General features: G+C 74.2%; 24 protein-coding genes. 13 read left to right on the plus strand and 11 right to left on the minus strand.

Annotated features, from left to right (window positions below):
- The first annotated feature begins 130 nt into the window (after window positions 1–130).
- From JT723_RS24075 to JT723_RS24105, 7 genes are all read left to right on the plus strand, one after another.
- Window positions 131–304 (plus strand): hypothetical protein, encoded by a 174-nt coding sequence (locus JT723_RS24075; protein ID WP_205046857.1) that lies wholly within the window; start codon window positions 131–133, stop codon window positions 302–304.
- A gap of 361 nt (window positions 305–665) precedes the next feature.
- On the plus strand, window positions 666–1,796 hold the full coding sequence (locus JT723_RS24080; protein ID WP_205046858.1) for an ABC transporter ATP-binding protein: 1,131 nt from the start codon (window positions 666–668) through the stop codon (window positions 1,794–1,796).
- 10 nt (window positions 1,797–1,806) lie between these two features.
- On the plus strand, window positions 1,807–2,571 hold the full coding sequence (locus JT723_RS24085; protein ID WP_205046859.1) for an ABC transporter permease: 765 nt from the start codon (window positions 1,807–1,809) through the stop codon (window positions 2,569–2,571).
- Window positions 2,572–2,600: 29 nt separating this feature from the next.
- Window positions 2,601–3,920: a sensor histidine kinase gene (locus JT723_RS24090; RefSeq protein ID WP_240166091.1), complete on the plus strand. Its 1,320-nt coding sequence runs from the start codon at window positions 2,601–2,603 to the stop codon at window positions 3,918–3,920.
- Window positions 3,917–4,555 carry a response regulator gene (locus tag JT723_RS24095; protein ID WP_205046860.1) on the plus strand — a complete coding sequence of 213 codons (639 nt, stop codon included), beginning with the start codon at window positions 3,917–3,919 and terminating at the stop codon, window positions 4,553–4,555. Before JT723_RS24090 ends, JT723_RS24095 begins: the two co-directional genes overlap by 4 nt.
- A gap of 585 nt (window positions 4,556–5,140) precedes the next feature.
- Complete coding sequence (locus tag JT723_RS24100) at window positions 5,141–5,641, plus strand: YfbM family protein (RefSeq protein WP_240166092.1); 501 nt, start codon at window positions 5,141–5,143, stop codon at window positions 5,639–5,641.
- Between the two features lie 94 nt (window positions 5,642–5,735).
- Window positions 5,736–6,098, plus strand: coding sequence for a cupin domain-containing protein (locus tag JT723_RS24105; protein WP_205046861.1), 363 nt, complete (start codon window positions 5,736–5,738; stop codon window positions 6,096–6,098).
- A 546-nt stretch (window positions 6,099–6,644) separates the two neighbouring features.
- Here the strand turns inward: JT723_RS24105 and JT723_RS24110 are convergent.
- Window positions 6,645–7,403: a phosphoglyceromutase gene (locus JT723_RS24110; RefSeq protein WP_205046862.1), complete on the minus strand. Its 759-nt coding sequence runs from the start codon at window positions 7,401–7,403 to the stop codon at window positions 6,645–6,647.
- A 97-nt stretch (window positions 7,404–7,500) separates the two neighbouring features.
- Here JT723_RS24110 and JT723_RS24115 point away from each other — a divergent pair, with 97 nt between their 5' ends.
- The gene (locus JT723_RS24115) at window positions 7,501–8,766 is read left to right on the plus strand and encodes an MDR family MFS transporter (protein WP_251512604.1); all 1,266 of its coding nucleotides are present in this window, start codon (window positions 7,501–7,503) and stop codon (window positions 8,764–8,766) included.
- A gap of 2 nt (window positions 8,767–8,768) precedes the next feature.
- Here JT723_RS24115 and JT723_RS24120 read toward each other — a convergent pair whose 3' ends face one another.
- A complete protein-coding gene (locus JT723_RS24120) occupies window positions 8,769–9,344 on the minus strand; it encodes a type III secretion system chaperone family protein (protein WP_205046863.1) in 576 nt (191 codons plus the stop codon).
- Window positions 9,337–10,698 (minus strand): D-inositol-3-phosphate glycosyltransferase, encoded by a 1,362-nt coding sequence (gene mshA / locus JT723_RS24125; RefSeq protein ID WP_251512606.1) that lies wholly within the window; start codon window positions 10,696–10,698, stop codon window positions 9,337–9,339. The genes JT723_RS24120 and mshA overlap by 8 nt, the downstream gene beginning before the upstream one ends.
- A gap of 182 nt (window positions 10,699–10,880) precedes the next feature.
- Here mshA and JT723_RS24130 point away from each other — a divergent pair, with 182 nt between their 5' ends.
- Together JT723_RS24130 and JT723_RS24135 are read left to right on the plus strand one after the other, a co-directional pair.
- Window positions 10,881–11,672: a class I SAM-dependent methyltransferase gene (locus JT723_RS24130; RefSeq protein ID WP_205046864.1), complete on the plus strand. Its 792-nt coding sequence runs from the start codon at window positions 10,881–10,883 to the stop codon at window positions 11,670–11,672.
- Between the two features lie 369 nt (window positions 11,673–12,041).
- Window positions 12,042–13,337, plus strand: a complete 1,296-nt coding sequence (locus JT723_RS24135) for a PP2C family protein-serine/threonine phosphatase (RefSeq protein WP_205046865.1) — start codon at window positions 12,042–12,044, stop codon at window positions 13,335–13,337.
- A gap of 163 nt (window positions 13,338–13,500) precedes the next feature.
- Here the strand turns inward: JT723_RS24135 and JT723_RS24140 are convergent, their stop codons facing one another.
- From JT723_RS24140 to JT723_RS36620, 6 genes are all read right to left on the minus strand, one after another.
- Window positions 13,501–13,869 carry a DUF2516 family protein gene (locus tag JT723_RS24140; RefSeq protein ID WP_205046866.1) on the minus strand — a complete coding sequence of 123 codons (369 nt, stop codon included), beginning with the start codon at window positions 13,867–13,869 and terminating at the stop codon, window positions 13,501–13,503.
- 143 nt (window positions 13,870–14,012) lie between these two features.
- Window positions 14,013–14,579, minus strand: coding sequence for a hypothetical protein (locus JT723_RS24145; protein WP_205046867.1), 567 nt, complete (start codon window positions 14,577–14,579; stop codon window positions 14,013–14,015).
- Window positions 14,576–15,016 (minus strand): helix-turn-helix domain-containing protein, encoded by a 441-nt coding sequence (locus JT723_RS24150; RefSeq protein ID WP_205046868.1) that lies wholly within the window; start codon window positions 15,014–15,016, stop codon window positions 14,576–14,578. The genes JT723_RS24145 and JT723_RS24150 overlap by 4 nt, the downstream gene beginning before the upstream one ends.
- Window positions 15,017–15,097: 81 nt before the next feature.
- Window positions 15,098–16,027: an NADP-dependent oxidoreductase gene (locus tag JT723_RS24155; RefSeq protein WP_307794098.1), complete on the minus strand. Its 930-nt coding sequence runs from the start codon at window positions 16,025–16,027 to the stop codon at window positions 15,098–15,100.
- A gap of 95 nt (window positions 16,028–16,122) precedes the next feature.
- The gene (locus JT723_RS24160; protein WP_205046869.1) at window positions 16,123–16,650 is read right to left on the minus strand and encodes a tetratricopeptide repeat protein; all 528 of its coding nucleotides are present in this window, start codon (window positions 16,648–16,650) and stop codon (window positions 16,123–16,125) included.
- Window positions 16,651–17,086: 436 nt separating this feature from the next.
- Window positions 17,087–17,365, minus strand: a complete 279-nt coding sequence (locus JT723_RS36620; RefSeq protein WP_465251726.1) for a hypothetical protein — start codon at window positions 17,363–17,365, stop codon at window positions 17,087–17,089.
- Here JT723_RS36620 and JT723_RS24165 point away from each other — a divergent pair.
- Entirely contained in the window at window positions 17,247–17,921 is a 675-nt protein-coding gene (locus tag JT723_RS24165; RefSeq protein ID WP_465251727.1) for an ArsR/SmtB family transcription factor, read from the plus strand. The two genes, JT723_RS36620 and JT723_RS24165, sit on opposite strands and share 119 nt — an antisense overlap.
- Here JT723_RS24165 and JT723_RS24170 read toward each other — a convergent pair.
- Entirely contained in the window at window positions 17,873–18,241 is a 369-nt protein-coding gene (locus JT723_RS24170; protein ID WP_205046870.1) for a DoxX family protein, read from the minus strand. The two genes, JT723_RS24165 and JT723_RS24170, sit on opposite strands and share 49 nt — an antisense overlap.
- A gap of 96 nt (window positions 18,242–18,337) precedes the next feature.
- Between JT723_RS24170 and JT723_RS24175 the strand changes: the two genes are divergently transcribed.
- Entirely contained in the window at window positions 18,338–19,237 is a 900-nt protein-coding gene (locus JT723_RS24175) for a LysR family transcriptional regulator (protein WP_205046871.1), read from the plus strand.
- A gap of 83 nt (window positions 19,238–19,320) precedes the next feature.
- Here JT723_RS24175 and JT723_RS24180 read toward each other — a convergent pair whose 3' ends face one another.
- Window positions 19,321–20,199 carry a sigma-70 family RNA polymerase sigma factor gene (locus JT723_RS24180; protein WP_205046872.1) on the minus strand — a complete coding sequence of 293 codons (879 nt, stop codon included), beginning with the start codon at window positions 20,197–20,199 and terminating at the stop codon, window positions 19,321–19,323.
- Window positions 20,200–20,274: 75 nt separating this feature from the next.
- On the opposite strand from JT723_RS24180, the gene JT723_RS24185 reads away from it, so the two are divergent.
- Window positions 20,275–21,042 carry an SDR family oxidoreductase gene (locus tag JT723_RS24185; RefSeq protein ID WP_205046873.1) on the plus strand — a complete coding sequence of 256 codons (768 nt, stop codon included), beginning with the start codon at window positions 20,275–20,277 and terminating at the stop codon, window positions 21,040–21,042.
- Window positions 21,043–21,054: the final 12 nt, after the last annotated feature.

Genomic DNA, 21,054 nt, shown 5'->3' on the forward strand with positions numbered 1-21,054 from the left:
TACGGCGGCCCGGCGGTCAGGGGGCGTGCGGGTGGTGCGGTTGTGGGCGGTATGCCCTTGTGCGCCCTTGATACGCGGCTGGACGCGGGAGTTCACTGGTGGGGCAGCTAAGCCTGAGGAGGGCGCACTGATGCCGGAAACCCCCACGCCCAAGCCCGTACCCGTACGCGACCAGCCGACGACCGAATCCGCCGCGCCGCTGCGGACCCCACTCCCGATGGTCGCCGCCTGCGGCTGCGGCTCCGGCTGCGGCTGCGGCTGCCAGTCCGGCGGCGCCTGCCAGTGCGGAGGCTGCACCGGCTGAGAACGCCGCGGGTGCCAGACCCTGGCCCCGCCGCTCGCATACGTGCCCCCGGCCCGCGGACCGACCGCGGCCCGGGGGCACGTATGCAGCGAAGATTACGCGACGGCGGAGGCGTCACCCGACGCCGCCGCCCGTCCGTGCCCTGGATGCCGCCGCCACTGGATGCCGCCGCCGCTGAATGCGGGCGCCGCGGCCACCCCGCCGTATCAGCCGATCGGTTGATACGGCCCCACCGACCGGCGGATCAGCCGGACCCCGCCGCAAAGAGCCGGCCGGCCGATACCGCCGCCGCCACCGCCCCCGCCACGCTTGAGCCGGGGCCGCTGCCCGGCCCCTCCCCCACGCGGAGAGGACGGCGTCCATGCCGGCGGTCATCGAGGTGCGGCACCTGCACAAGGCCTACGGGGCCGACGTCGCCGTCGACGACGTCTCCTTCAGCGTCGAGCGGGGCGAGATCTTCGGCGTCCTCGGCCCCAACGGCGCCGGCAAGACCACCACCGTCGAATGCGTCGAAGGCCTGCGCACCCCCGACCGCGGCGAGATCCGCGTCCTGGGCCTCGACCCCCGGCGCGAGCGCGCCGAGCTGACCCAGCGGCTCGGCGTCCAGCTCCAGGACGGCCGGCTCCCCGACCGCCTCACCGTCGGCGAGGCGCTGCGGCTGTACGCCTCCTTCTACCGCCGCCCCGCGGACCCGCTCGCCCTGGCCGACGCGCTCGGCCTGTCCGGTGAGCTGCGCACCCCGTACGCCGCCCTGTCCGGCGGCCGGCAGCAGCGGCTCTCGATCGCGCTCGCGCTGGTCGGCAACCCCGAGGTGGCCGTACTCGACGAGCTGACCACCGGCCTCGACCCGCAGGCCCGCCGCGACACCTGGGACCTGATCCGGCAGGTGCAAGCCCGCGGGGTGACCATCGTGCTGGTCACGCACTTCATGGCCGAGGCCGAGCGGCTCTGCGACCGGGTCGCGGTCATCGACGGGGGCCGGGTCGTCGCCCTGGACACCCCGGCCGCCCTGGCCGAGCGGGTCCAGGGCGGCCAGACCGTCCGCTTCCGCCCGTCCGTGCCCTTCGCGGACTCCCTGCTGACGGGGCTGCCCGAGGTCACGGGCCTGACACGGCAGGGCGACGCGGTCGCCGTCACCGGCACCGGCGACGCGCTCGCCGCGGTCACCGCGGTGCTCGCCCGGCACGGCATCGTCGCCGAGCGGCTGCGGTTGGAGCAGGCGGATCTGGAGGACGCGTTCGTCGCCCTGACCGGCGGGCCGCGGTCCGCGCGCACCCCCGACGACGACCGCGGATCGCGAACCGGCAGCGACCACGAGTCGCGAAGCGGCCCAGGACCCGGACCCGGCCGCGGCTCCTCCCCCGACCCCGGTCCCGGCCCCGTGCCGCCGCCCGGACCCGGCCGCGAGCCGCAAAGCGACCGCGACCGCGTATCGCGGTCCGTCCACCCCGCCCCTGCCCCTACCCCCGCCCCCTCCCCCGCCTCCGAGTGAGGAGCCCGTCATGTCCGCCACGTCCGCCTTCCCCCGCCGGGGTTCGGCGCTGGGCCGGCTCACCCGCACCGAGCTGCGGCTCTTCGTCCGCGAGAAGGCCGGTCCCGCCTTCGCGATCGGGCTGCCGCTCGCCCTGCTGACCGTCTTCGGCACCATCCCCTACTACCGCCGCCACGAGGTCGGCGGCACCCCGCTCCTCGACCTGTACGTGCCGATCCTGTGCGCCTTCGTCCTGGCGACCCTGGCCTTCAACTGGCTGCCCGCGGTGCTGGCCGGCTACCGCGAGAAGGGGGTGCTGCGCCGCCTGCGCACCACCCCGGTCGGCCCCGCCCGCGTCCTGGCCGCGCAACTGCTGGTCGCCCTCGCGACCGCCGCCGTCGCCGTCACCGCCCTGCTGCTGGTGGCGCGTCTCGCCTTCGGTGTGCCGCTGCCGCGCCAGCCGTACGGATACGCCGCAGCTCTCGTCCTGGCCGCGCTCGCCCTCATGGCGATCGGCCTCTTCGTCGCCGCGGCCGCACCCCATGGCAGGGCCGCCAACGCGGTCGGCGCGACCCTCTTCTACGTCATGATGTTCTTCGCGGGACTCTTCCTCCCGATCGCCGCGATGCCCCCGCTGCTGCGGCACATCAGCCGGGCCGCACCGCTCGGCGCCGCCGCGCAGGCCCTCACCGACGCCGCCGGCGGCCGGTGGCCGCATCCCCTGCAACTGATCACCCTGGCGGGCTATGCCGTTGCCTTCTGCGCAGGCGCCATTAGATTGTTCCGCTGGGAGTGACGTCGACCCGGAGGGCGCTCATGAAGCCCATGACCAGGCAGGAAGCGGGGCTGTCGGCACGTCGGGACGGACGGCAGCAGGCACGCCGCAAGGCCGTCGCCGAGGTCGGCGGCCAGGACGCTCGGCTGCTCCCGCTCGTCACCGTCGCCCCCTACGCGATCCTCGCCGTCCTCACCGTCGTGACCCTCGTCGCCAAGCACGGGTCGCCCGGCGCGCTGCTCGTCGACCTCGCCCTGTGCGCGGCCACCGCCCTGTGGATGCTGTGGATGTTCACCCTGCACCCCCAGTGGTGGGCGCGGCCCGCGGTCATGGGCGTCTTCTTCGCCGGTCTCGTGCTGCTCACCGGCGCCCTGGTCGTACGCGAGGCGTGGTTCGGCTTCCTCACCCCCGCCTGCTACTTCTACGCCTTCGGCATCCTGCCCTGGCCCGGCCGGCTGGCCGGGGTCGCCGCGGCGGCGCTGGTCGCGGGCGACGCCCAGTCCGCCGGCATCCCCAGGGACGACGCCACCGGCTGGACCGCCTTCGCCGCGGTCCTCGCCGTCAACGTCGTCTGCATGTGCGGCTTCGCCTGGTGGGAGTGGACCACCGAGACCCGCGGCCAGGAGCGGGACGCCGCCCTCGCCCAGGTCCGCGAGGCCAACCAGCGCCTCCAGGCCACCCTGGACGACAACGCCGGCCTGCACCGGCAACTCCTCGCCCGGGCCAGGGAGGCCGGCGTCCTCGACGAGCGGCAGCGCATGGCCCGGGAGATCCACGACACCCTCGCGCAGGGCCTCATCGGGATCATCACCCAGCTCCAGGCCGCCGAGCAGTCCGGCGACATCCCCGACCGCTGGCGCGCGCACTTCGCCGCCGCGACCCGCATGGCGCGCGAGAGTCTGGCCGAGGCCCGGCGGTCCGTCGACGCGCTGCGCCCCGAGCAGCTGGAGACCGCCGAGCTGGGCGACGCGCTCGCCGGCGTCGCCGACCGCTGGTCGGTCCTGCACGGGGTCGCCGTCCGCGTCACCACGACCGGCGCCGCCCGGCCCATGCGGCCGGAGACCGAGCTGGCCCTGCTGCGGGCCGCACAGGAAGCCCTGGCCAACGTCGCCCGGCACGCCCGGGCCAGCAGCGTCGCCCTCACCCTCGGCTACCTCGACGGCGAGATCGCCCTCGACGTGCACGACGACGGCTGCGGTTTCGGTACGCCGGCGCCGCAGCCCGCGCCCGGCGGTGGCGGCTTCGGGCTCAAGGCGATGCGCGAACGTATCGAAGGCCTGTCGGGCACCCTGCGCGTCGAGTCGGCACCCGGCGCGGGCACCACGGTGTCCGCCCGCGTACCGCACCCGGCTGCGGAGGCCGCCGCGTGATCAGGCTGATCGTCGCCGACGACCACCCCGTGGTGCGGGACGGGCTGATCGGCATGTTCGCCGCCGACCCCGACGTCGAGGTGGTCGGCGAGGCCGCCGACGGCGCAGAGGCCGTACGGCTGGCCATGGCCCTGCGCCCCGACGTCGTCCTGATGGACCTGCGCATGCCCGGCACCGACGGCGTCACCGCCATCACCGACCTCGCCGCGGCCGGCAGCACCGCCCGGGTGCTGGTCCTGACCACGTACGACACCGACAGCTACGTCCTGCCCGCCATCGCCGCCGGCGCGACCGGCTACCTCCTCAAGGACGCCCCCCGCGACGACCTCCTCCGCGCGGTGCGCGCCGCCGCCAACCACGAGTCCGTGCTGTCCCCCGCGGTCGCCGCCCGCCTGATGAACCGCGTCCGCACCCCCGCCCCCGCCCTCCTCACCCCCCGCGAACACGAGGTCCTCACCTGGGTCGCCGCCGGCGCCACCAACCGCGAGGTGGCCACCCGCCTCCTCATCAGCGAGGCCACGGTCAAGACCCATCTGCTCAACATCTACGCCAAACTCGGCGCGAACGACCGCACCTCAGCAGTGGCCACCGCCTTCACCCGCGGCCTCCTCCCCCCGGGTCCCCCTGGGGACTGAGCCGCGTCCGTTGTCAGTCCCCCCTGCTAACTTCGCCCGCGAAGGAAGAGACCGGCCAGAGAACCTCCGAGGTCCGCGGTCAAGGGGGGTGGGCGCAAAGGTCCCCGGGAAACCACCCCGGGACTGTGTCTCATGCCATGACCCCACCCCCCTCATCCACCCCAGCCGCCTCCGTAGGCGCCTTGCCGGCGTGCAGGCTTACGCTCGCTGGCATCCGGCCCTCGGAGGAAGGCCATGGCACTCGCCCGCAAGGGTTCTCGGAACCCGTCAGCCCCGGGCGCTGCCTACCACCTGGACCTCCGTGAACCGCGCCAGCCGCAACGCTACGGGGATGGTCGCCGGTACCTCTTGCGAAGCCGCCGCCGACGCAGCGGACGGTTCCTACGCCAGTAGTCCCGCAGCTCGACGGCCGTGGCAATGACCACGCCACCGACCGCGCTCACCAGAATCCCCCAGGGGCCGGACCAGAGCCCCTTCACGACGAAAAGAAGGCCAGCGCTCCAGGCCCAACTGATGAGCCAGTCCTTCCACAACCGCCCCCACCCCATGCGCCGATCGTAATCCCGCCGCCTAGGCTCCTGGACCATGAGCATGGTCGGTGCGTATATACGGGTCGCCCTGGCCGAGTTGGAACGGGCGGTCCGCGACCCCGCCTGGGCGTCGGACTTCGTGGACGAGGTCCGGGACGCCGAGGAGGCGACGCCGCCCGCCCCGGCCGCGGCACGCCACTTCAGCACGTACCAGGCCTGGGACCTGCTCCACTTCCTCCTGGCCCGCGCCGGCTTCCCGGTGAACGTCATCCACGGCGAGGAGCCCTTCGCCGAGGACGACGACTGGGGTTACGGCCCCCCGCGCTACCTCCCCCCACCCCGCGTCCACCTCGCGGCGGTGGCGCTGGGCGCCACCCCCTACGACCACCTCATCACCGGCGTGACCCCCGCCGACCTGGCCAAGTCCGAGGTGTACCCGGCCCGTTGGGCCGAGCCCGCAGTGCTGGAGTGGGCACGCCCCTGGTACGACGGCCTGACGCAATACCTCACCTCGGCCGCCGCCGCGGGGGACGCGGTGCTCGTCTGGCTGGACTGAAAGCCCCGCGGCCCGCGGCCCGCCCGGATGCGGGCGCCCGGCGTACGAGTGACGATGGCCTTAGCGCAGACGATCGAACCGGGAGCGATGCGCCATGGCTGGTCTCGTCCGTAAGAGCCTGGATACGCCCGAAGACGTCCGCCCGTTCGAAGAGAACATGGGCGACGTCGCACTCGTCAACCTCGACGCGGGGCCGATCGGCAGGGCGACGTTCAAGCCCGGGTGGCAGTGGTCCAAGCACGTCAAGCCGATCGCCCAGACCGACAGCTGCCAGGCCGCCCACATGGGCTACTTCATGTCGGGCCGCATGAAGGTCGTCATGGACGACGGCGAGGAAGAGGAGTACGGCCCAGGAGACTTCGGCGTCATCCCCCCGGGCCACGACGCCTGGGTCCTCGGCGACGAGCCCTGCGTCGTCATCGACTGGCAGGGCTTCGCGGACTACGCCAAGCGCTAGAGCAGTCGAGCGGCTGGACACGGGGTGGCAAAGCCCGTCCAGGGGCAGACCCATCGATGCGGCTACGATCCACGGCATGGGGCGCAACGGGTGGAGAGCGCTGATAGGCGCGGCAGGTGCGAGCGCTTTGTGCTGGGGAGTCGCCGGGGCGGTGCACCTGGGGTTGGTACATCACAACAACGGTGTTCGGCACCGCGGTAGTTGGAGCCTCCCCGAAGGTGGCGGACTCTACGAGTTCGCGTTCATGGCCGGAGCCGTCGTGACGCTGTACTCCGTTCCCGGGCTCCTTCGTCACAAGGAGTGGCGGCTGACACTGAGCCTGACTCTCGGAACCGTGGTGGGCGCGGTTTCGGTACTCGTTCTGGGGCAGGAACCGCGGTATTGGGTCGCTGCGGCGATCATGGTCGCGGTCGGGGTCGCGGCACCCCTGGCGAGCCGGTGGTGGGGACACCGACAGTTGGCAGAGGCGAGGGCGCGGGCCTGAAGCAGAAAAGGGCGTGCCCCCTCCCCCGGGAGGGGAGGGGGCACACGGGCAGAGCGGAAGTACTACTTCTTGCCCTGGTTCTTGACCGCCTCGATCGCCGCCGCCGCCGCGTCGGGGTCGAGGTAGTGGCCACCCGGGGTCAGGGGGCGGAAGGAAGAGTCGAGGTCGTAGGTGAGGGGGATGCCTGTGGGGATGTTGAGGGACGCGATGTCCGCGTCGGAGATGCCGTCGAGGTGCTTGACCAGGGCGCGCAGGGAGTTGCCGTGGGCGGCGACCAGGACGGTGCGGCCGGTCAGGAGGTCGGGGACGATCGCGTCGTACCAGTACGGGAGCATCCGGGCGACGACGTCCTTGAGGCACTCGGTGCGGGGGCGCAGCTCCGGGGGGATCGTGGCGTAGCGCGGGTCGTCGCTCTGGGAGAACTCGGCGCCGTCCTCAAGGGGGGGCGGCGGGGTGTCGTAGGAGCGGCGCCAGAGCATGAACTGCTCCTCGCCGAACTCGGCGAGGGTCTGCGCCTTGTCCTTGCCCTGCAGGGCGCCGTAGTGGCGCTCGTTGAGGCGCCAGCTGCGGTGGACCGGGATCCAGTGGCGGTCGGCGGCCTCCAGTGCGAGCTGCGCGGTGCGGATCGCGCGCTTCTGCAGTGAGGTGTGCACCACGTCGGGGAGCAGTCCGGCGTCCTTGAGCAGCTCGCCGCCGCGGACGGCCTCCTTCTCGCCCTTGTCGTTGAGATTCACGTCCACCCAGCCGGTGAACAGGTTCTTCGCGTTCCACTCGCTCTCACCGTGGCGGAGCAGGATCAGCTTGTACGCAGCAGCAGCCATGTCCCTGAGCCTAATCGAAACACCGTGGCACCTCGCGACCGGCCTCTGTAACATGCGCTGAGCACAAGTGCCTCTTACCAGAGACCAGGGGGAGCCCGTGGCGGCCATCAGCCGAGCGGTACGCGAGACGACCGGCGGCCTGCCGCGCCAGTTCTGGTGGCTGTGGACGAGCACCCTGGTCAACCGGCTCGGCGGCTTCGTCGTGACCTTCCTGGCGCTCTACCTCACCGTGCAGCGCGGCTACTCGGCCGCGTACGCCGGTCTGGTCGCCGCGCTGTTCGGGCTGGGCGGGGCCGCGGGAGCGGTGCTGGGCGGGGTGCTGGCCGACCGGGTCGGGCGGCGTTCGACGCTGCTGGCCGCACAGCTCGGCGCGGCGGTGACCACCGCCGTCCTCGGCTTCGTCACCGACCCGGTCAGCATCGCGGCGGTGGCCACCCTGGTCGGCCTGACCGGCAACGCCTCCCGGCCGGCGCTGTCGGCGATGATCGCCGACCTGGTGCCGGCCGCGGACCGGGTCCGCGCCTTCTCCCTCAACTACTGGGCGATCAACATCGGCTTCGGCGTCTCCGCCGCGGCGGCCGGCTTCATCGCCGCCGAGGGCTACCTGTGGCTCTTCCTCGGTGACGCCTTCACCACCGCGCTGTGCGCGCTCCTGGTCTACGTCAAGGCCGCCGAGACGCTGCCCGCACAACGCAGCGGAGCCAAAAGCAAGGCCGCAGGCAAGACAAGTGGCGGCACGCTGCTCGACGTCGTACGGGACCGGCGCTTCATGGCCCTGGCCGGCCTGACCTTCCTCTTCGCCACCGTCATGCAGCAGGCCAGCTCCACGCTCGCGGTCGACATGGGGCAGCACGGGCTGAGCGCCCGGCAGTTCGGCCTGGTCGCGGCGGTGAACGGCGTGGTGATCGTGGTGCTGCAGATGCCGGTCACGCGCGCCCTGCGCAGCCGCGGCAGCGGCGTCCTGCTCGCGACCGGCTCGGTGGTGCTGGCCTGGGGCATCGGGCTGACCGTCTTCGCGACGTCGGTGGCCGTCTACGCGCTGACCGTCGTGATCTGGACGCTGGGCGAGATCGTGCACGCGCCCGCCTCGATGTCGGTGGTCGCCGACATGGCCCCGCCGCACGCCCGCGGGCGCTACCAGGGGATGTTCACGCTGGCCTGGTCGGCGGCGGCCTTCGCGGGGCCGCTGGCCGGCGGCCTGACGCTGCAGTACCTGGGCCGCAACACCGTCTGGCTGGGGTGTGCGGCCCTCGGCACGCTGGCCGGCGCCGGCTACTACCTGCTGCTGCGCCCGCGTACGGCGACGCACCGGCCGGCGGCCCCGGTGGACGCGGGAACGGGGCGCGACCTGCCGGTCGGCTGACGTCAGTCGTCCTCGCTGGTCAGATGCGTGAACGCGGCCAGGTTCCGGGTCGACTCGCCGCGCGAGACCCGCCAGGCGTACTCCTTGCGGATCGAGGAGGCGAACCCCAGCTCCAGCAGGACGTTGAAGGCACCGTCGGAGTTCTCCAGGACCGCGCCGAGCAGCCGGTCGACCTCCTCGGGGGTGACCGCGGCCAGCGGCAGGCGGCCGCTCAGGTAGACGTCGCCGAGGCGGTCGACGGCGTAGGTGACGCCGTACAGGCGCAGGTTGCGCTCCAGCAGCCAGCGATAGAAGGACTCGTGGTTCTCGTCGGGGCGGCGGACGACGAAGGCGTTCAGCGACAGGGTGTGGCGGCCGACGATCAGCTGGCAGGTGGTGGACAGCTTGCGGGTGCCGGGCAGCTGCGTGACGTACGTGCCAGGGCGTGGCGACTCCCAGGGCAGCTCCGACTCCCGCAGCACCTGCTCCACGACCCGCCCGGCCGCGGCCACGGCAGCGTCGCCCGCGCCCGCCCCCGCGCCTGCGCCCGCACCCACCCCCGCGTCCCCCTCGGCGTTCACATTCCCGGACTCAGCCATGCGCCGATCGTAGGCGACGCCGGTGCTCGAACTGCGCTGCCGCGTACACGTCGGCGGTGTCCGCGGCGGACGCGTCCCAGCCGAAGGCGCGCGCATGGGCCGCGGCGGACTCGCCGAGCATGTCGCCGAGCCGCGGGTGGTCCACGAAGCGGCGCAGCACCCTGGCGTAGTCGCGCGGGTCGTGCCCGGGCACCAGGAAGCCGGTGCGCTCGTCGCACACCGCGACGGGCAGTCCGCCGACCGCCGCCGCCACCACCGGGGTGCCGCAGGCCTGCGCCTCGATCGCGACCAGGCCGAAGGACTCGCTGTAGGACGGCATGACCAGGACGGTCGCCGCCCGGTACCAGTCCGCCAGCCGCTCCTGGTCCACCGGCGGCTGGAAGCGTACGACGTCGGACACGCCGAGCCTGGCCGCCAGCTTGTGCAGCGCCTCGGGTTTGGCCAGGCCCGTGCCGCTCGGGCCGCCGACCACCGGCACGACCAGCCGGTCGCGCAGCCCGGGGTCCTCGTCGAGCAGGACGGCGACCGCGCGCAGCAGCACGTCGGGGGCCTTGAGCGGCTGTATCCGGCCGGCGAACAGCGGGATCAGCGCGTCCTGCGGCAGGCCGAGCCGGGCTCGGGCGGCGGCGCGGCCGTGGCCCGGGCGGAAGCGGTCGAGGTTGACGCCCGGGTGGACGACGGCGACCTTGCCGGGGGTGGCGGCGTAGTGGCGTACCAGCTCGTCGGCCTCCTCGTCGGTGTTGGCGATCAGCCGGTCGGCCGCGGCCACCACCTGGGTCTCGCCGATGACGCGGGCAGCGGGCTCGGGGGAGTCGTCCGCGGCCAGGGCCGCGTTCTTGACCTTGGCCATGGTGTGCATGGCGTGCACCAGCGGTACGCCCCAGCGCTCGGCGGCCAGCCAGCCGACGTGGCCCGACAGCCAGTAGTGCGAGTGGACCAGGTCGTAGTGCCCGGGGCGCTGGCCGGCCCAGGCCTGCATCAGGCCGTGCGTGAAGGCGCACAGCTGCGCGGGCAGCTCCTCCTTGGCCAGGCCCTCGTACGGGCCCGCGTCCACGTGCCGCACGAGGACGCCGGGCACCAGCTCGACGCAGGGGCGGCGGGCGCCGGTGGTGGACCGGGTGAAGACCTCGACCTCGATGTCCCGCTCGGCCAGCCGCTTGGCCAGCTCCACGATGTACACGTTCATGCCGCCCGCGTCGCCGGTGCCAGGCTGGTGCAGCGGCGAGGTGTGGACGCTGAGCATGGCGACCCTGTGCACCCGCCGCGCGCCCCGCCTGCGGTGCGGGCGGTACGCGGCAGCAGCCGCACCCGCGGCGCCGCGCAGCCCGCCGAAACGGGACGTGTACTGGGTCACCTTCGTTCCTTCCGGCAGCCGTACCCCCGCGCTCAACAGGTGCGAACACCGGAAGACGGGGTTCCATTTCCGGCTTTGCCGAAGCGTGACAAATTCGCTTGACAGTGGCCCGCCCGGGCGCGGGCGTACACCCCTCGCAGCCGAGCGCGGGCCATGCCGCGGGGCCCGGTTACCCTCGGCCCATGGGCAGTGAGCGGGCGGTCGGGATCGTGACCAGGGGGACCACCAACCCCAACCGACTGCGCCGCATGGACCGCTGGATCGCCGCCGCGCACGGCCCGCAGCTGCGCAGGGCCGACGACCCGCTCGCGGTCGACCTCGGCTACGGGGCCGCACCCTGGACCGCTGTCGAACTGCTGGCCCGGCTGCGCCGGGTGCGCGCCGGCGCGGAGGTCGTCGGCGTCGAGATCGACCAGGAGCGGGTGGCCGCGGCCCTCCCCTACACCCGTGAAGGGCTCAGCTTCGTCCGCGGCGGCTTCGAGGTGCCGCTGCCCGGCGGCAGGCGTCCCGTACTGATCAGGGCGGCGAACGTGCTGCGGCAGTACGGCGAGGACGAGGTCCCCGCGGTGTGGCGGCGGCTGACCGCACGGCTCGCGCCCGGCGGGCTGCTGGTCGAGGGGACCTGCGACGAGATCGGGCGGCGGCACGTGTGGGTCGCGCTCGGCCCGGAAGGCCCGCGGACCGTCACCTTCGCGACCCGGCTCGGCTCCCTCCAGCGACCCTCCGACCTGGCAGAACGCCTGCCGAAGGCGCTGATCCACCGCAATGTGCCGGGTGAGCCGGTGCACGCTTTCCTCGCGGCCTTCGACCGGGCGTGGGCCGCGGCTGCACCCCTGTCGGCGCTGGGTGCGCGGCAGCGCTGGATCGCGGCGGTGCGCACGCTGCGGGCGGACGGCTGGCCGGTGGCGGACGGCCCGGCGCGCTGGCGGCAGGGCGAGGTCACGGTGGCGTGGGAGGCGCTGGCGCCGCGCTGAGGCGGCGGAAGCCGCACCCGGCGAAGACCGCAGCCACCGAAGGCGGCACCCTACGGAGGCCGTAGGCGACGAAAGCCGTGAACAAGGAAAGCAGGACACGCGGCAGGCGGGCGCCAAGTCCCCCTGCGGGTCCGCAAAAAGGCCGAATCACCCGCACGGTTGCAGCGCGAGAGCGTGATGTACGTCATGTGCGGATCCCCACATCGAGGGCGAAATCCCGCTCTGGCCATTGCATATGACGGTGACGGTTTCCCTGCGGCCCTCCCGTGACGTCGGGTTCAGCCACTAGGGTCTGCTGAGACCAGGGGTGGCAAAGCAAGGCAAAGGAAAGACCTCGAATCGTTCAGGGGACCGGAAAGGAGTCGCTTGATGTGCGCTGCCAAGCGCGGCACCGAACGGCCCTCGGCCACCGAACCGGGGGCTGAGACCACCGCCCCGGCGCCCGGGGCCGGCGCCCCCGCACTGAATCTCCCGCGCCAGCGCCAGGACACCGCCGACGGGCCGCCCGCCCTCAACCTGCTGGTCGTCGGCGACGACCCGACCGGCGTCTTCACCGCCCCCTGGTTCCAGGACGGCGGCGGCCCCCGCATCCGGGTACTGCGGGCCGGCAACCTCACCGCGGCGGGCCGGCTGCTCACCGACGACGTCCACTGCATCCTGCTCGACCTGCCCGACGTCCTCGACGGCGTACGGCACGTGCTGCGGGTCGCCCCCGGCACCGCCGTGCTGGTGCTGACCGACGGCACCGACGACGGCGGGGCCGCGGCGGCGGAGGCCGTACGCGTCGGCGCCCAGGACCACCTGGCCCGGGCCGAGGTGGACGCCGCCACCGTCACCCGGGCGGTGCGCTACGCCGTCGAGCGCAAACGCGCCGACCTCGCGCTGCGCAAGCTCACCGAGACCCGGCTGCTGGCCCAGGAGAACCGCCGCCTGGAGCGCGGCCTGCTCCCCACCCCGCTGCTCGAAGGCGCCGACCTGCGCTTCGCCGCCCACTACCGCCCGGGCCGCAGCCGCGCCCTGCTCGGCGGCGACTTCTACGACGCCGTCCGCACCTCGGACGGCGTGGTGCACGCGATGATCGGCGACGTGTGCGGGCACGGCCCGGACGCGGCGGCCCTCGGCGTGGAGCTGCGCATCGCCTGGCGCGCGCTGACCTTCGCCGGCCTCGGCGGCGACACCCTGCTGCGCACCATGCAGCAGGTGCTGGTGCACGAACGGGCCGACGACGAGATCTTCGCGACGCTCTGCACGATCGACATCGCGCCCGACGGGCGGGACGCAGGCCTGTACCTGGCCGGCCACCCGGCGCCGCTGCTGGCGGGACCCGGCCGGGTGCCGCGGCTGCTGCCGCCCGAGGACGGCGGCCCCGCGCTCGGCCTGCTGCCGGACGCGCTCTCGGTGTGGCAGCGGGTGCCGGTCGACCTGGACGGCGAGTGGCGGCTGATGCTCTACACCGACGGCCTGATCGAGGGCCGCGTCGGCGCGGGCACGCAGCGCCTGGAGCAGGACGGCATGGTCCGGCTGGTCTCCCGGCTGCTGGCGGCGGGCCTGCACGGCGACGCGCTGCTGGACGCGGCCGTCACCGAAGTGCGGGAGCTGAACGGCGGCGAGCTGACGGACGACGTGGCCGTCGTGCTGCTGGAGCGGACCGGGTTGCAGCCGTAAGGCCGTAGGGCCGTCCGGCGGCCGTAAGGCCACCCGGCCACCCGGCCACCCGGCCACCCGGCCACCCGGCCACCCGGCCACCCGGCCACCCGGCCACCCGGCCACCCGGCCACCCGGCCACCCGGCCACCCGGCCACCCGGCCACCCGGCAGAGGATAGGGGATCAGCGGCGGCCGTTGTACGGGCCGTACGGGCCGTCGCTGCTGCTGCCGCCGCGGCCCCGGCCGCCGCGCAGCCGGCGGGCGGCGCCGCCGCTGCGGCCGCTCACCTCGCGCACCGCGGGCCGTACGTCGACCATGTAGACGATCACCGCGACGAGGCCGATGACCGGCAGGAACGACAGGATCGGGAAGATCTTCATCACCACGGCGGAGATGCCGAGGATGATCAGCCAGAAGCCCTTGTTGTTCTTGCTCGCCGCCCGGTACGCGTCCTCGCGGTGGATCGCCGCGTCGACGAACGCGAACGCCGCGAAGAGGAAGAGCACCCAGGAGATCAGGGCGACCACTCCGAAGAATTGTGTGATCAGCACGCCGTCCACCCGCCTTTGTCGTCCGCCGTCCGCTGTTCGGGGGCCGCTGCCACCGTACCGGTCGTAGAGCTACAACGGGCCGGGCGCGCAATGCGTGCCCGGCCCGTCCTACGTTGTGCGTCCTGCGCCGTGCGGTCCGCTGCTCACTCGGCCGGCTTGTCGGCCTTCTTGGCCGCGGGCTTGCGGGCCGGCGCCTTGCGCGCGGCGGCGGGCTTCGCCTTCGGCTCGGCCGCGGGGATCCCGGCGGCCTTGCCCTTCCCGGCACCGTTCTTGGCCGAGCCGTTCCCGCCGCTCTCGCCGCGCCAGCCCGCGACGGCGCCCTTGCCGCGTACGGCCAGCTCGTCGTAGGTCTCGCGGGCCTTCACCGCGTAACCGGTGGCCCGGCCGACGCCCTGCAGCGCCAGGTCCTGCACCGACTCGCCGAGCTTCTTGAAGTCGGGCATCTCCTTGAATGCCTTGAGGTCGATCTCGCGGTAGGTCTCCGTGAGCTTCGCCTGCGCGTCCTTGGCGCCCGCGGTGACCTTGCCCTGCACGGCCTTGGGGTCGGTGCTCTTGATCTTCTCGAAGTGCCCGGGCGCCTGCTCCCTGAGCTTCTCCAGCAGCGCGGGCACCTCGCGCAGCTTCTCCGCCGCCAGGTCCGCGGTCCCGGCGACCGCGTACAGCGGGGTCGGGTTGCGCAGGCTCTTCACGATGTCGTCGGTGATGGTCATGGTCCGGTTTCCTCCCGTACGGCGGCGGACCCCTCGGCCCGGTCCGCCTCCTGGTCTTCCTGCGTGCCCTCGGCCGCCCGCGACTCCCCCGCGGCGGCGTTCTCCTTGCGGAAGGACTCGTAGATCTGGATGAGCACCTGCTTCTGCCGCTCGTTGATCGACGGGTCCGTCAAGATCGCCGCCGGCACCTCCAGCTCGTCCCGCTCCCGCGCGTCGAGCATCCCCGCCTGCACGTACAGCGTCTCGGCGGAGATCCGCAGCGCCTTCGCGAGCTGCTGCAGGATCTCGGCACTAGGCTTCCGCAGCCCGCGCTCGATCTGGCTCAGATACGGATTCGACACACCGGCCGCCTCCGCCAGTTGCCGCAGGCTCAGCTGCGCGCTGCGCCGCTGCTCCCGCAGGTACTCCCCGACGTTGCCGACCTTGAGTCCTGCCATACCCACGAGGGTGCACCACCTTGCTAACTTTTGCAAGCACGCTGCTTGCAGCGGCAACCACCCGCCGCCGGGCGGCTGCGCTCAGACGGTGATGACGGTCTTGCCGTGCAGGTCGCCGCGGTCGGCTTCCGCGTGGACGGCGGGCAGGTCCGGGAGCGGGCGGCGGGTGGCGGTGATGCGGAGGTCGCCGGCGGCGACGAGGGCGAGCAGGGCGGCCAGCTGGGCGGGGTCGCTGCGGACGACCATACGGGTGACCGTGACGCCGCGGCCGGGGGCCGTGGACGGCTCGGTCGTGGCGGTGACGAAGGTGCCGCCGTCCGCGGTGAGGGCGGCGAGGGCGTCGGTGTCCTCGGGCGCGGTGGGGACGAGGTTGACGACCAGGTCGAAGGGGCCGCGGGCGGCCTTGGCGACGGGGGCCTGCGTGTAGTCGACGATCTCGTCGGCGCCCAGGCCGCGGACCCGCTCGGCACTGCGGGGGCTCGCGGTGGCGGTGACGTGGGCGCCCTCGCGGTGGGCGAGCTGCACGGCGTAGCCGCCGACCCCGCCGCCGGCGCCGTTGACCAGGACGCGCTGGCCGGCCTTGAGGCCGCCGTGCTCGAAGAGCGCCTGCCAGGCCGTCAGTCCGACCGCGGGCAGTGCGGCCGCACCGACCCGGTCGACGCCGTCGGGCACGGGCGCCAGCACGCTCGCGGGGGCGAGGACGTACTCGGCGGCGGCCCCGTCGCCGTCCAGCGGCAGGAATCCGGCCACCGCCGCGCCCTCGCCGGGGCCGGTGACGTCGGCGCCGAGCGCGGCCACCGTGCCGGAGACGTCCGCGCCCGGCACGTGCGGCAGGGCCACGGGGAAGACCTCGCGCAGGTGGCCGGCCCGCAGCGTGGCGTCGGCCGGGTTGAAGGAGGTCGCGGCGACCTTCACCAGGACCTGGCCGGGCCCGGGCGCGGGCACGGGGACCTCCTCCAGCGTCAGCGCGGTGGCGTCGCCGTACTCGTGGTAGCGCACTGCTTTCATCATCGGTCTCCGTTTCACCCGGTTTTGCTGCCGATCGGCAGCAAACTAGGGAGAAACGGCGACTGCGTGCCGACGGCGCACCGGTCCGGCCGCCGACCTCACTCGGACCGGGCGTCCCGTTCGAGCAGCAGGCGGCCGTAGTTGGCCATCGAGCGCTGGTAGCGCGGCAGGTGCGGGGCCAGGGCGGTCACCGTCAGGGAGACGGCTTCGCGGGCGCGGCCCAGGTCGGTGAGGGCGAGGGCGAGGACGACGGTCACCGCGTCGTCGAGGTGGTCGCTGGTCCTGGCGGCCTCGGCGGTCAGCAGCGCCACGCTCTCCTCGGAGCGCCCGAGGTTGCGCAGCGAGCTGGCCATCTGGATGACCGCGCGGCGGCGGCGCTCCCCGGGCACCGCCGCGTCGAGGGCGGCCGCGTAGAGGGGGACCGCGCGGTCGGAGTGGCCGGTGGAGTCCCAGGCGGCGGCCCGTTCGAAGAGGGCGGTGCCGTCGCCGTCGGGCAGCTCCCCGACGAGGGTGTCCATGGCCGCGCGGAAGTCCTCCTCCGGCATGCCGTCGAGGGCCGCCCACAGGTCGGCGTTGCGGCGCTCCCAGTCCGCGCCGGGGGCGGTGCTGGTCGGGCTTGCGGTCATGGCGTGCACGCTCCTGGCTGTGGTGTCGGTGCCCCGCCGGTCGTCCGGCGGCACGCCCGCCATCCTGCGAGCGCCGTCCCCGCGCCCACCACTGATTCGGTGTCCGCCGAATCACTGCGCTGTACGGTGGCAGCGCCGCCCCCGTCCGCGCCACCGCCCCTGCCGCCCGCCGCCACGCCCGCCCCCGCCCCCGCCCGACCCGGGCGCCCCCTTCCACCGGCTCCAGGAGGCCCGCCGTCACCACCCTCCGCTTCAGCCCCGCCGACCTGCTGCGGTGCCGTTTCGCGTACTCCCCTGCCTTCGAGACGCTCGCCGCCGTACGTGTCGCGACCGGCCCGCAGCCGCCGGGCCACCACCGGCGCTGGCTCACCGACGTAGGCGACGCCCTGCGCCGACTCGACCTGCGCCCGCTGACCCTGCTGCAGCCGCGCCGCGGCTACACCCCGGACTTCCTGTCGCCGCCGCCGGACGGCCCGGCCGACATCGCCGACGAACTCGCCAGGATCGCCGCCACTCCCCCGCTCCAGGCCCGCGCCGAGATCGCCAGATCGCTCGCCGACACACCCGGCGCCTCCCGCACGGCCACCGGCCGGCTGCTGCTCGACGGCGAGCCCGCCGGGGTCGTCGCACTGCTCGCGGGCCTGGTCGCGGACGCCTGGGAGGCGCTGGTCGAGCCGTACTGGCCGCGGACCAGGGCGCTGCTCGAAGCCGACATCGCCTTCCAGGCGCGGCGGCTGGCCGACGGCGGCCTCGACCGGCTCTTCGCGGAACTGCACCCGTCGGTGCGCTGGCACGACGGCGTCCTGACCCGCGAGCACGGCGGCGCCGACCACCGCGACCTGCACGGCGAGGGACTGGTGCTGATGCCGAGCGCCTTCAAGTGGGACCAGGTGGTGATCGTCCTCGACCCGCCGTGGCAGCCGACGCTGATCTATCCGGCGCGGGGCGTCGGCAACCTGTGGCAGGAGGACGCGGGCGCGGACGCCCACGCGGCCGCACTCGCCCGCCTGGTGGGCCGCACCCGCGCCCGGCTGCTGACCGGACTGGCCCAGCCCGCCGCCACCGCCTGGCTCGCCCACCGCTACGGGCTCGCGCCCGCCACGGTGTCCGAGCACCTGGCGGTGCTGCGGGACACCGGCCTGGTGACGGCCGCCAGGCACCGGCACGAGGTGCGCTACCGGCGCACCGAGTTGGGCGACCTGCTCGCCGGAAGCGGCACCCCTCAGCGGGCGAGCGCCAGGACGAGGGAGGCGACCGCCAGGGCGAAGTAGCCGCCGGGGAAGGCGAGGTTGTAGAAGACGCGGGCACGGGTGTGGGCGGCGAGCGCACCGGCGTAGAAGAGCACCAGTCCGGCCGCGGCGGCGACGCCCACCGCCCCGGCCGGGTACGTGGCATCCGTGCCGAGGAGCCCGACGGCGAGCCCCGCGGCACCGGCCGCCTTCAGTGCGGCGAGCCGCGGCAGCCACGGCTGCGGGACGCCCACCTCGGCGGAGTTGGCCAGGACGAAGCCCGCCCTGGCCAGGTCGGCCGCGGCGATGGCGGCGTTGGCCGCGATCGTGACGGCGGTGACGACGACGTAGGCCACGTCCATGGGCCAAGCTCCCTGCCGTGTGCGGTTCCGGTGGTGCTCCCACCCTCCGCCGAGGCGGTCCCGCACGTCCAATACCTGCATCTATAACCTGGAGGAATGGATGTGGACACCCGACTGCTGCGCTCCTTCACCGCCGTCGCCGAGGACGGCAGCCTCTCGCGTGCCGCCGAACGGCTCTTCGTCTCCCAGCCGGCGCTGACCAAGCAGATCAGGCAGCTGGAGACGCTGCTCGGGGTGCGGCTCTTCACCCGGTCGCGGGCCGGGATGGCGCTCACCGAGGCGGGCGAGGCCCTGGCCGGGCAGGCACCCGCGCTGCTCGCGCACTGGGAGCGGGCGCTGGCCGCCACCAGGGGCGCCGCCGCCCGGGCGGCCCGCGTGCTGCGGGTCGGCTTCATGGCCAGCGCCGCCAACGAGGCCACCCAGGAGATCGTCACCCGCTTCTGCGCCCTGCACCCGGGCTGGCGCGTCGACATGCGGCAGGCCTCCTGGTCGGAGCCGACCGCCGGGCTCGCCGACGGCAGCGTCGACGTGGCCCTGCTGCGGCTGCCCTTCCCCGGGCAGGGCGACCTGCGGGTCGAGGTGCTGCTCACCGAGCCCCGCTGCGTCGCGCTCCCGGCCGGCCACCGGCTCGCCGACCGGGAGGAGATCGCCTTCCGCGACCTGTGGGACGAGCCGTACGTGGCCGCCGCCCCGGAGACCGGCGGGTGGCGGGACTACTGGCTGGCCGCGGACGAGCGCGAGGGCCGCCCGGTCACCGTCGGCGCCGTCACCGAACACCCCGACGACTGGCTCAGCGCCATCGCCAACGGTTACGGCATCGCCCTCGCCCCCGCGTCCGCCGCCCGCTTCTACGCCCGGCCCGGCGTCGTCTACCGGCCCGTCAGCGGCGTCAGCCCCAGCCGCGTCGCCATCGCCTGGCCGCCCGCGGCCGACGGCGACCCCGTCGTACGGGACTTCGTCCGCTGCTGCCTCGACGCCACGTCAGCCCCGGGCTGAACCCGGGGTCCGCGACGGCGACTCCGGCTGGCCCGGCCGTCCGCGCCGTCCCCGCCGCGGCCGGACCGGAAGCCGCGCCCCCGCTACAGCACCTCGATCCGCACGTCCCGGAGCCGCTCCGGGTCGGCGATGACGTCGATGCCGCTGATGACGCCGCCCGCGAAGGTGAAGGCCAGCACCAGGCGCAGTCGGCCCGCGGGGGCCATGACCAGGCCGACCGTGCCGTCGAGCAGGGCGGGTTCGGTGAAGACCACGCGGGCGGCGGCGGCCGACGCGCCGGACGCGACGCGCTGGCGGCCCCTGACGTCCACCGGCTCCGGCGTCGGACCCGCCGCACGGTCCGCGTGCAGCACCACGTCCGGGTCGAGCACCGCGACCAGCGCGTCGAGGTCGCCGCCGCGCGAGGCGGCCAGGAAGGCCTCCACCAGGTGCCGCTGCCGGGCCACTTCGGCCTCCCGGCCCGCCCGCTCGGCACCCCTGACCCGGCGCCTGGCACGGCTGGCGAGCTGCCGGGCCGCCACCGGGGTGCGCTCGGTCATCCGGGCGATCTCCTCGAAGGGCACGGCGAACATGTCGTGCAGCACGAAGGCGACGCGCTCGGCCGGCGCGAGGGTGTCCAGCACGACCAGCATCGCCAGGCCGACCGACTCGGCGAGCACCGCCTCGTGCTCGGGGTCGGCGCCCGCGGCCTCGTCGGCGGGTTCTGTGAGCGTGTCGTCCAGCGGGGCCTCGCCGCGGGTGCCGCGGGTCCTGAGCATGTTCAGGCACACCCGCGCCACGACGGTCGTCAGCCACGCGGGCAGGCTGTCGATCTCCTCACCGCCGGTGCGGCTCAGCCGCAGCCAGGTCTCCTGCACGGCGTCGTCGGCCTCGGCGGCCGAGCCGAGCATGCGGAAGGCCACCGACCTCAGCCGGGGCCGCTCGCCCTCGAAACTCCTGGCCAGAGCCACTTCGTCGCTCATCGGTCACGTTCCTCTTCCGCCGCGGGTCACCAAAATAACCCGCCGGACAGGCAGCGAACGGCACAGGAGAACGACATGACCACCACGCCCATCCTCGTCACCGGCGGCACCGGCACCCTGGGGCGCCACATCGTCCCGATGCTGCGCGCCGCCGACCGCAGCGTGCGGGTGCTCAGCCGGCAGCGCCGCGAACCGGCCGACGACGGCGTCGAGTACGTCACCGGCGACCTGCTCGCCGACACCGGCGTCGGCCCCGCGGTCGCCGGCGTGCACACCGTGCTGCACCTGGCCGGCAGCAACAAGGGCGACGACGTGGCGACCGCCAACCTGGTGCGGGCCGCCGCGGCGGCCGACGTACGGCACCTGGTCGTCATCTCGGTCATCGGGGCGGACACCGTGCCGCTGGGCTTCCTGCGCACCAAGCTCGCCGCGGAACGCGCCGTCGCCGACTCCGGAGTGCCCTGGACCGTGCTGCGGGCCGCCCAGTTCCACGACCTGGCCCTCACGATGGCCAAGGCCATGGCCAAGCTCCCGGTCGTCCCGGTCCCCTCGGGCATGCGCCTCCAGCCGGTCGACGCCCGCGACGTCGCCGCCCGCCTGGCGGAACTGACCCTCGGCGCCCCCGCCGGCCGGGTCCCCGACCTGGCAGGCCCCGCCGTCTACCCGCTCGCCGACCTGGTCCGCAGCTACCTGGCCGCCCGCGCCAAGCGCCGTCCCCTCCTCCCCTTCCCCCTCCCCGGCAAAGCCGGCCGCGCCTACCGCACCGGCGCCAACCTCACGTTGGAGGGCGCCGACCACGGCACGAGGACCTGGGAGGACTTCCTGTCCGAAAAACTGGGCTGACCGCTGTCATCC

It is taken from the genome of Actinacidiphila bryophytorum, from assembly GCF_016916835.1.
GTDB lineage: Bacteria > Actinomycetota > Actinomycetes > Streptomycetales > Streptomycetaceae > Actinacidiphila > Actinacidiphila bryophytorum.

What these genes read in the sequence shown, in the direction of transcription:
- JT723_RS24155 (WP_307794098.1), bottom strand. Translation starts at nt 16,027, where the DNA reads ATGATGAAAGCAGTGCGCTACCACGAGTACGGCGACGCCACCGCGCTG.
- JT723_RS24150 (WP_205046868.1), bottom strand. Translation starts at nt 15,016, where the DNA reads ATGGCAGGACTCAAGGTCGGCAACGTCGGGGAGTACCTGCGGGAGCAG.
- JT723_RS24085 (WP_205046859.1), top strand. Translation starts at nt 1,807, where the DNA reads ATGTCCGCCACGTCCGCCTTCCCCCGCCGGGGTTCGGCGCTGGGCCGG.
- JT723_RS24120 (WP_205046863.1), bottom strand. Translation starts at nt 9,344, where the DNA reads ATGGCTGAGTCCGGGAATGTGAACGCCGAGGGGGACGCGGGGGTGGGT.
- JT723_RS24100 (WP_240166092.1), top strand. Translation starts at nt 5,141, where the DNA reads ATGAGCATGGTCGGTGCGTATATACGGGTCGCCCTGGCCGAGTTGGAA.
- JT723_RS24180 (WP_205046872.1), bottom strand. Translation starts at nt 20,199, where the DNA reads ATGAGCGACGAAGTGGCTCTGGCCAGGAGTTTCGAGGGCGAGCGGCCC.
- JT723_RS24145 (WP_205046867.1), bottom strand. Translation starts at nt 14,579, where the DNA reads ATGACCATCACCGACGACATCGTGAAGAGCCTGCGCAACCCGACCCCG.
- JT723_RS24090 (WP_240166091.1), top strand. Translation starts at nt 2,601, where the DNA reads ATGACCAGGCAGGAAGCGGGGCTGTCGGCACGTCGGGACGGACGGCAG.
- JT723_RS24160 (WP_205046869.1), bottom strand. Translation starts at nt 16,650, where the DNA reads ATGACCGCAAGCCCGACCAGCACCGCCCCCGGCGCGGACTGGGAGCGC.
- JT723_RS24135 (WP_205046865.1), top strand. Translation starts at nt 12,042, where the DNA reads ATGTGCGCTGCCAAGCGCGGCACCGAACGGCCCTCGGCCACCGAACCG.
- JT723_RS24130 (WP_205046864.1), top strand. Translation starts at nt 10,881, where the DNA reads ATGGGCAGTGAGCGGGCGGTCGGGATCGTGACCAGGGGGACCACCAAC.
- JT723_RS24170 (WP_205046870.1), bottom strand. Translation starts at nt 18,241, where the DNA reads ATGGACGTGGCCTACGTCGTCGTCACCGCCGTCACGATCGCGGCCAAC.
- JT723_RS24175 (WP_205046871.1), top strand. Translation starts at nt 18,338, where the DNA reads ATGGATGTGGACACCCGACTGCTGCGCTCCTTCACCGCCGTCGCCGAG.
- JT723_RS24110 (WP_205046862.1), bottom strand. Translation starts at nt 7,403, where the DNA reads ATGGCTGCTGCTGCGTACAAGCTGATCCTGCTCCGCCACGGTGAGAGC.
- JT723_RS24075 (WP_205046857.1), top strand. Translation starts at nt 131, where the DNA reads ATGCCGGAAACCCCCACGCCCAAGCCCGTACCCGTACGCGACCAGCCG.
- JT723_RS24185 (WP_205046873.1), top strand. Translation starts at nt 20,275, where the DNA reads ATGACCACCACGCCCATCCTCGTCACCGGCGGCACCGGCACCCTGGGG.
- JT723_RS36620 (WP_465251726.1), bottom strand. Translation starts at nt 17,365, where the DNA reads ATGTCGGCTTCGAGCAGCGCCCTGGTCCGCGGCCAGTACGGCTCGACC.
- JT723_RS24105 (WP_205046861.1), top strand. Translation starts at nt 5,736, where the DNA reads ATGGCTGGTCTCGTCCGTAAGAGCCTGGATACGCCCGAAGACGTCCGC.
- JT723_RS24080 (WP_205046858.1), top strand. Translation starts at nt 666, where the DNA reads ATGCCGGCGGTCATCGAGGTGCGGCACCTGCACAAGGCCTACGGGGCC.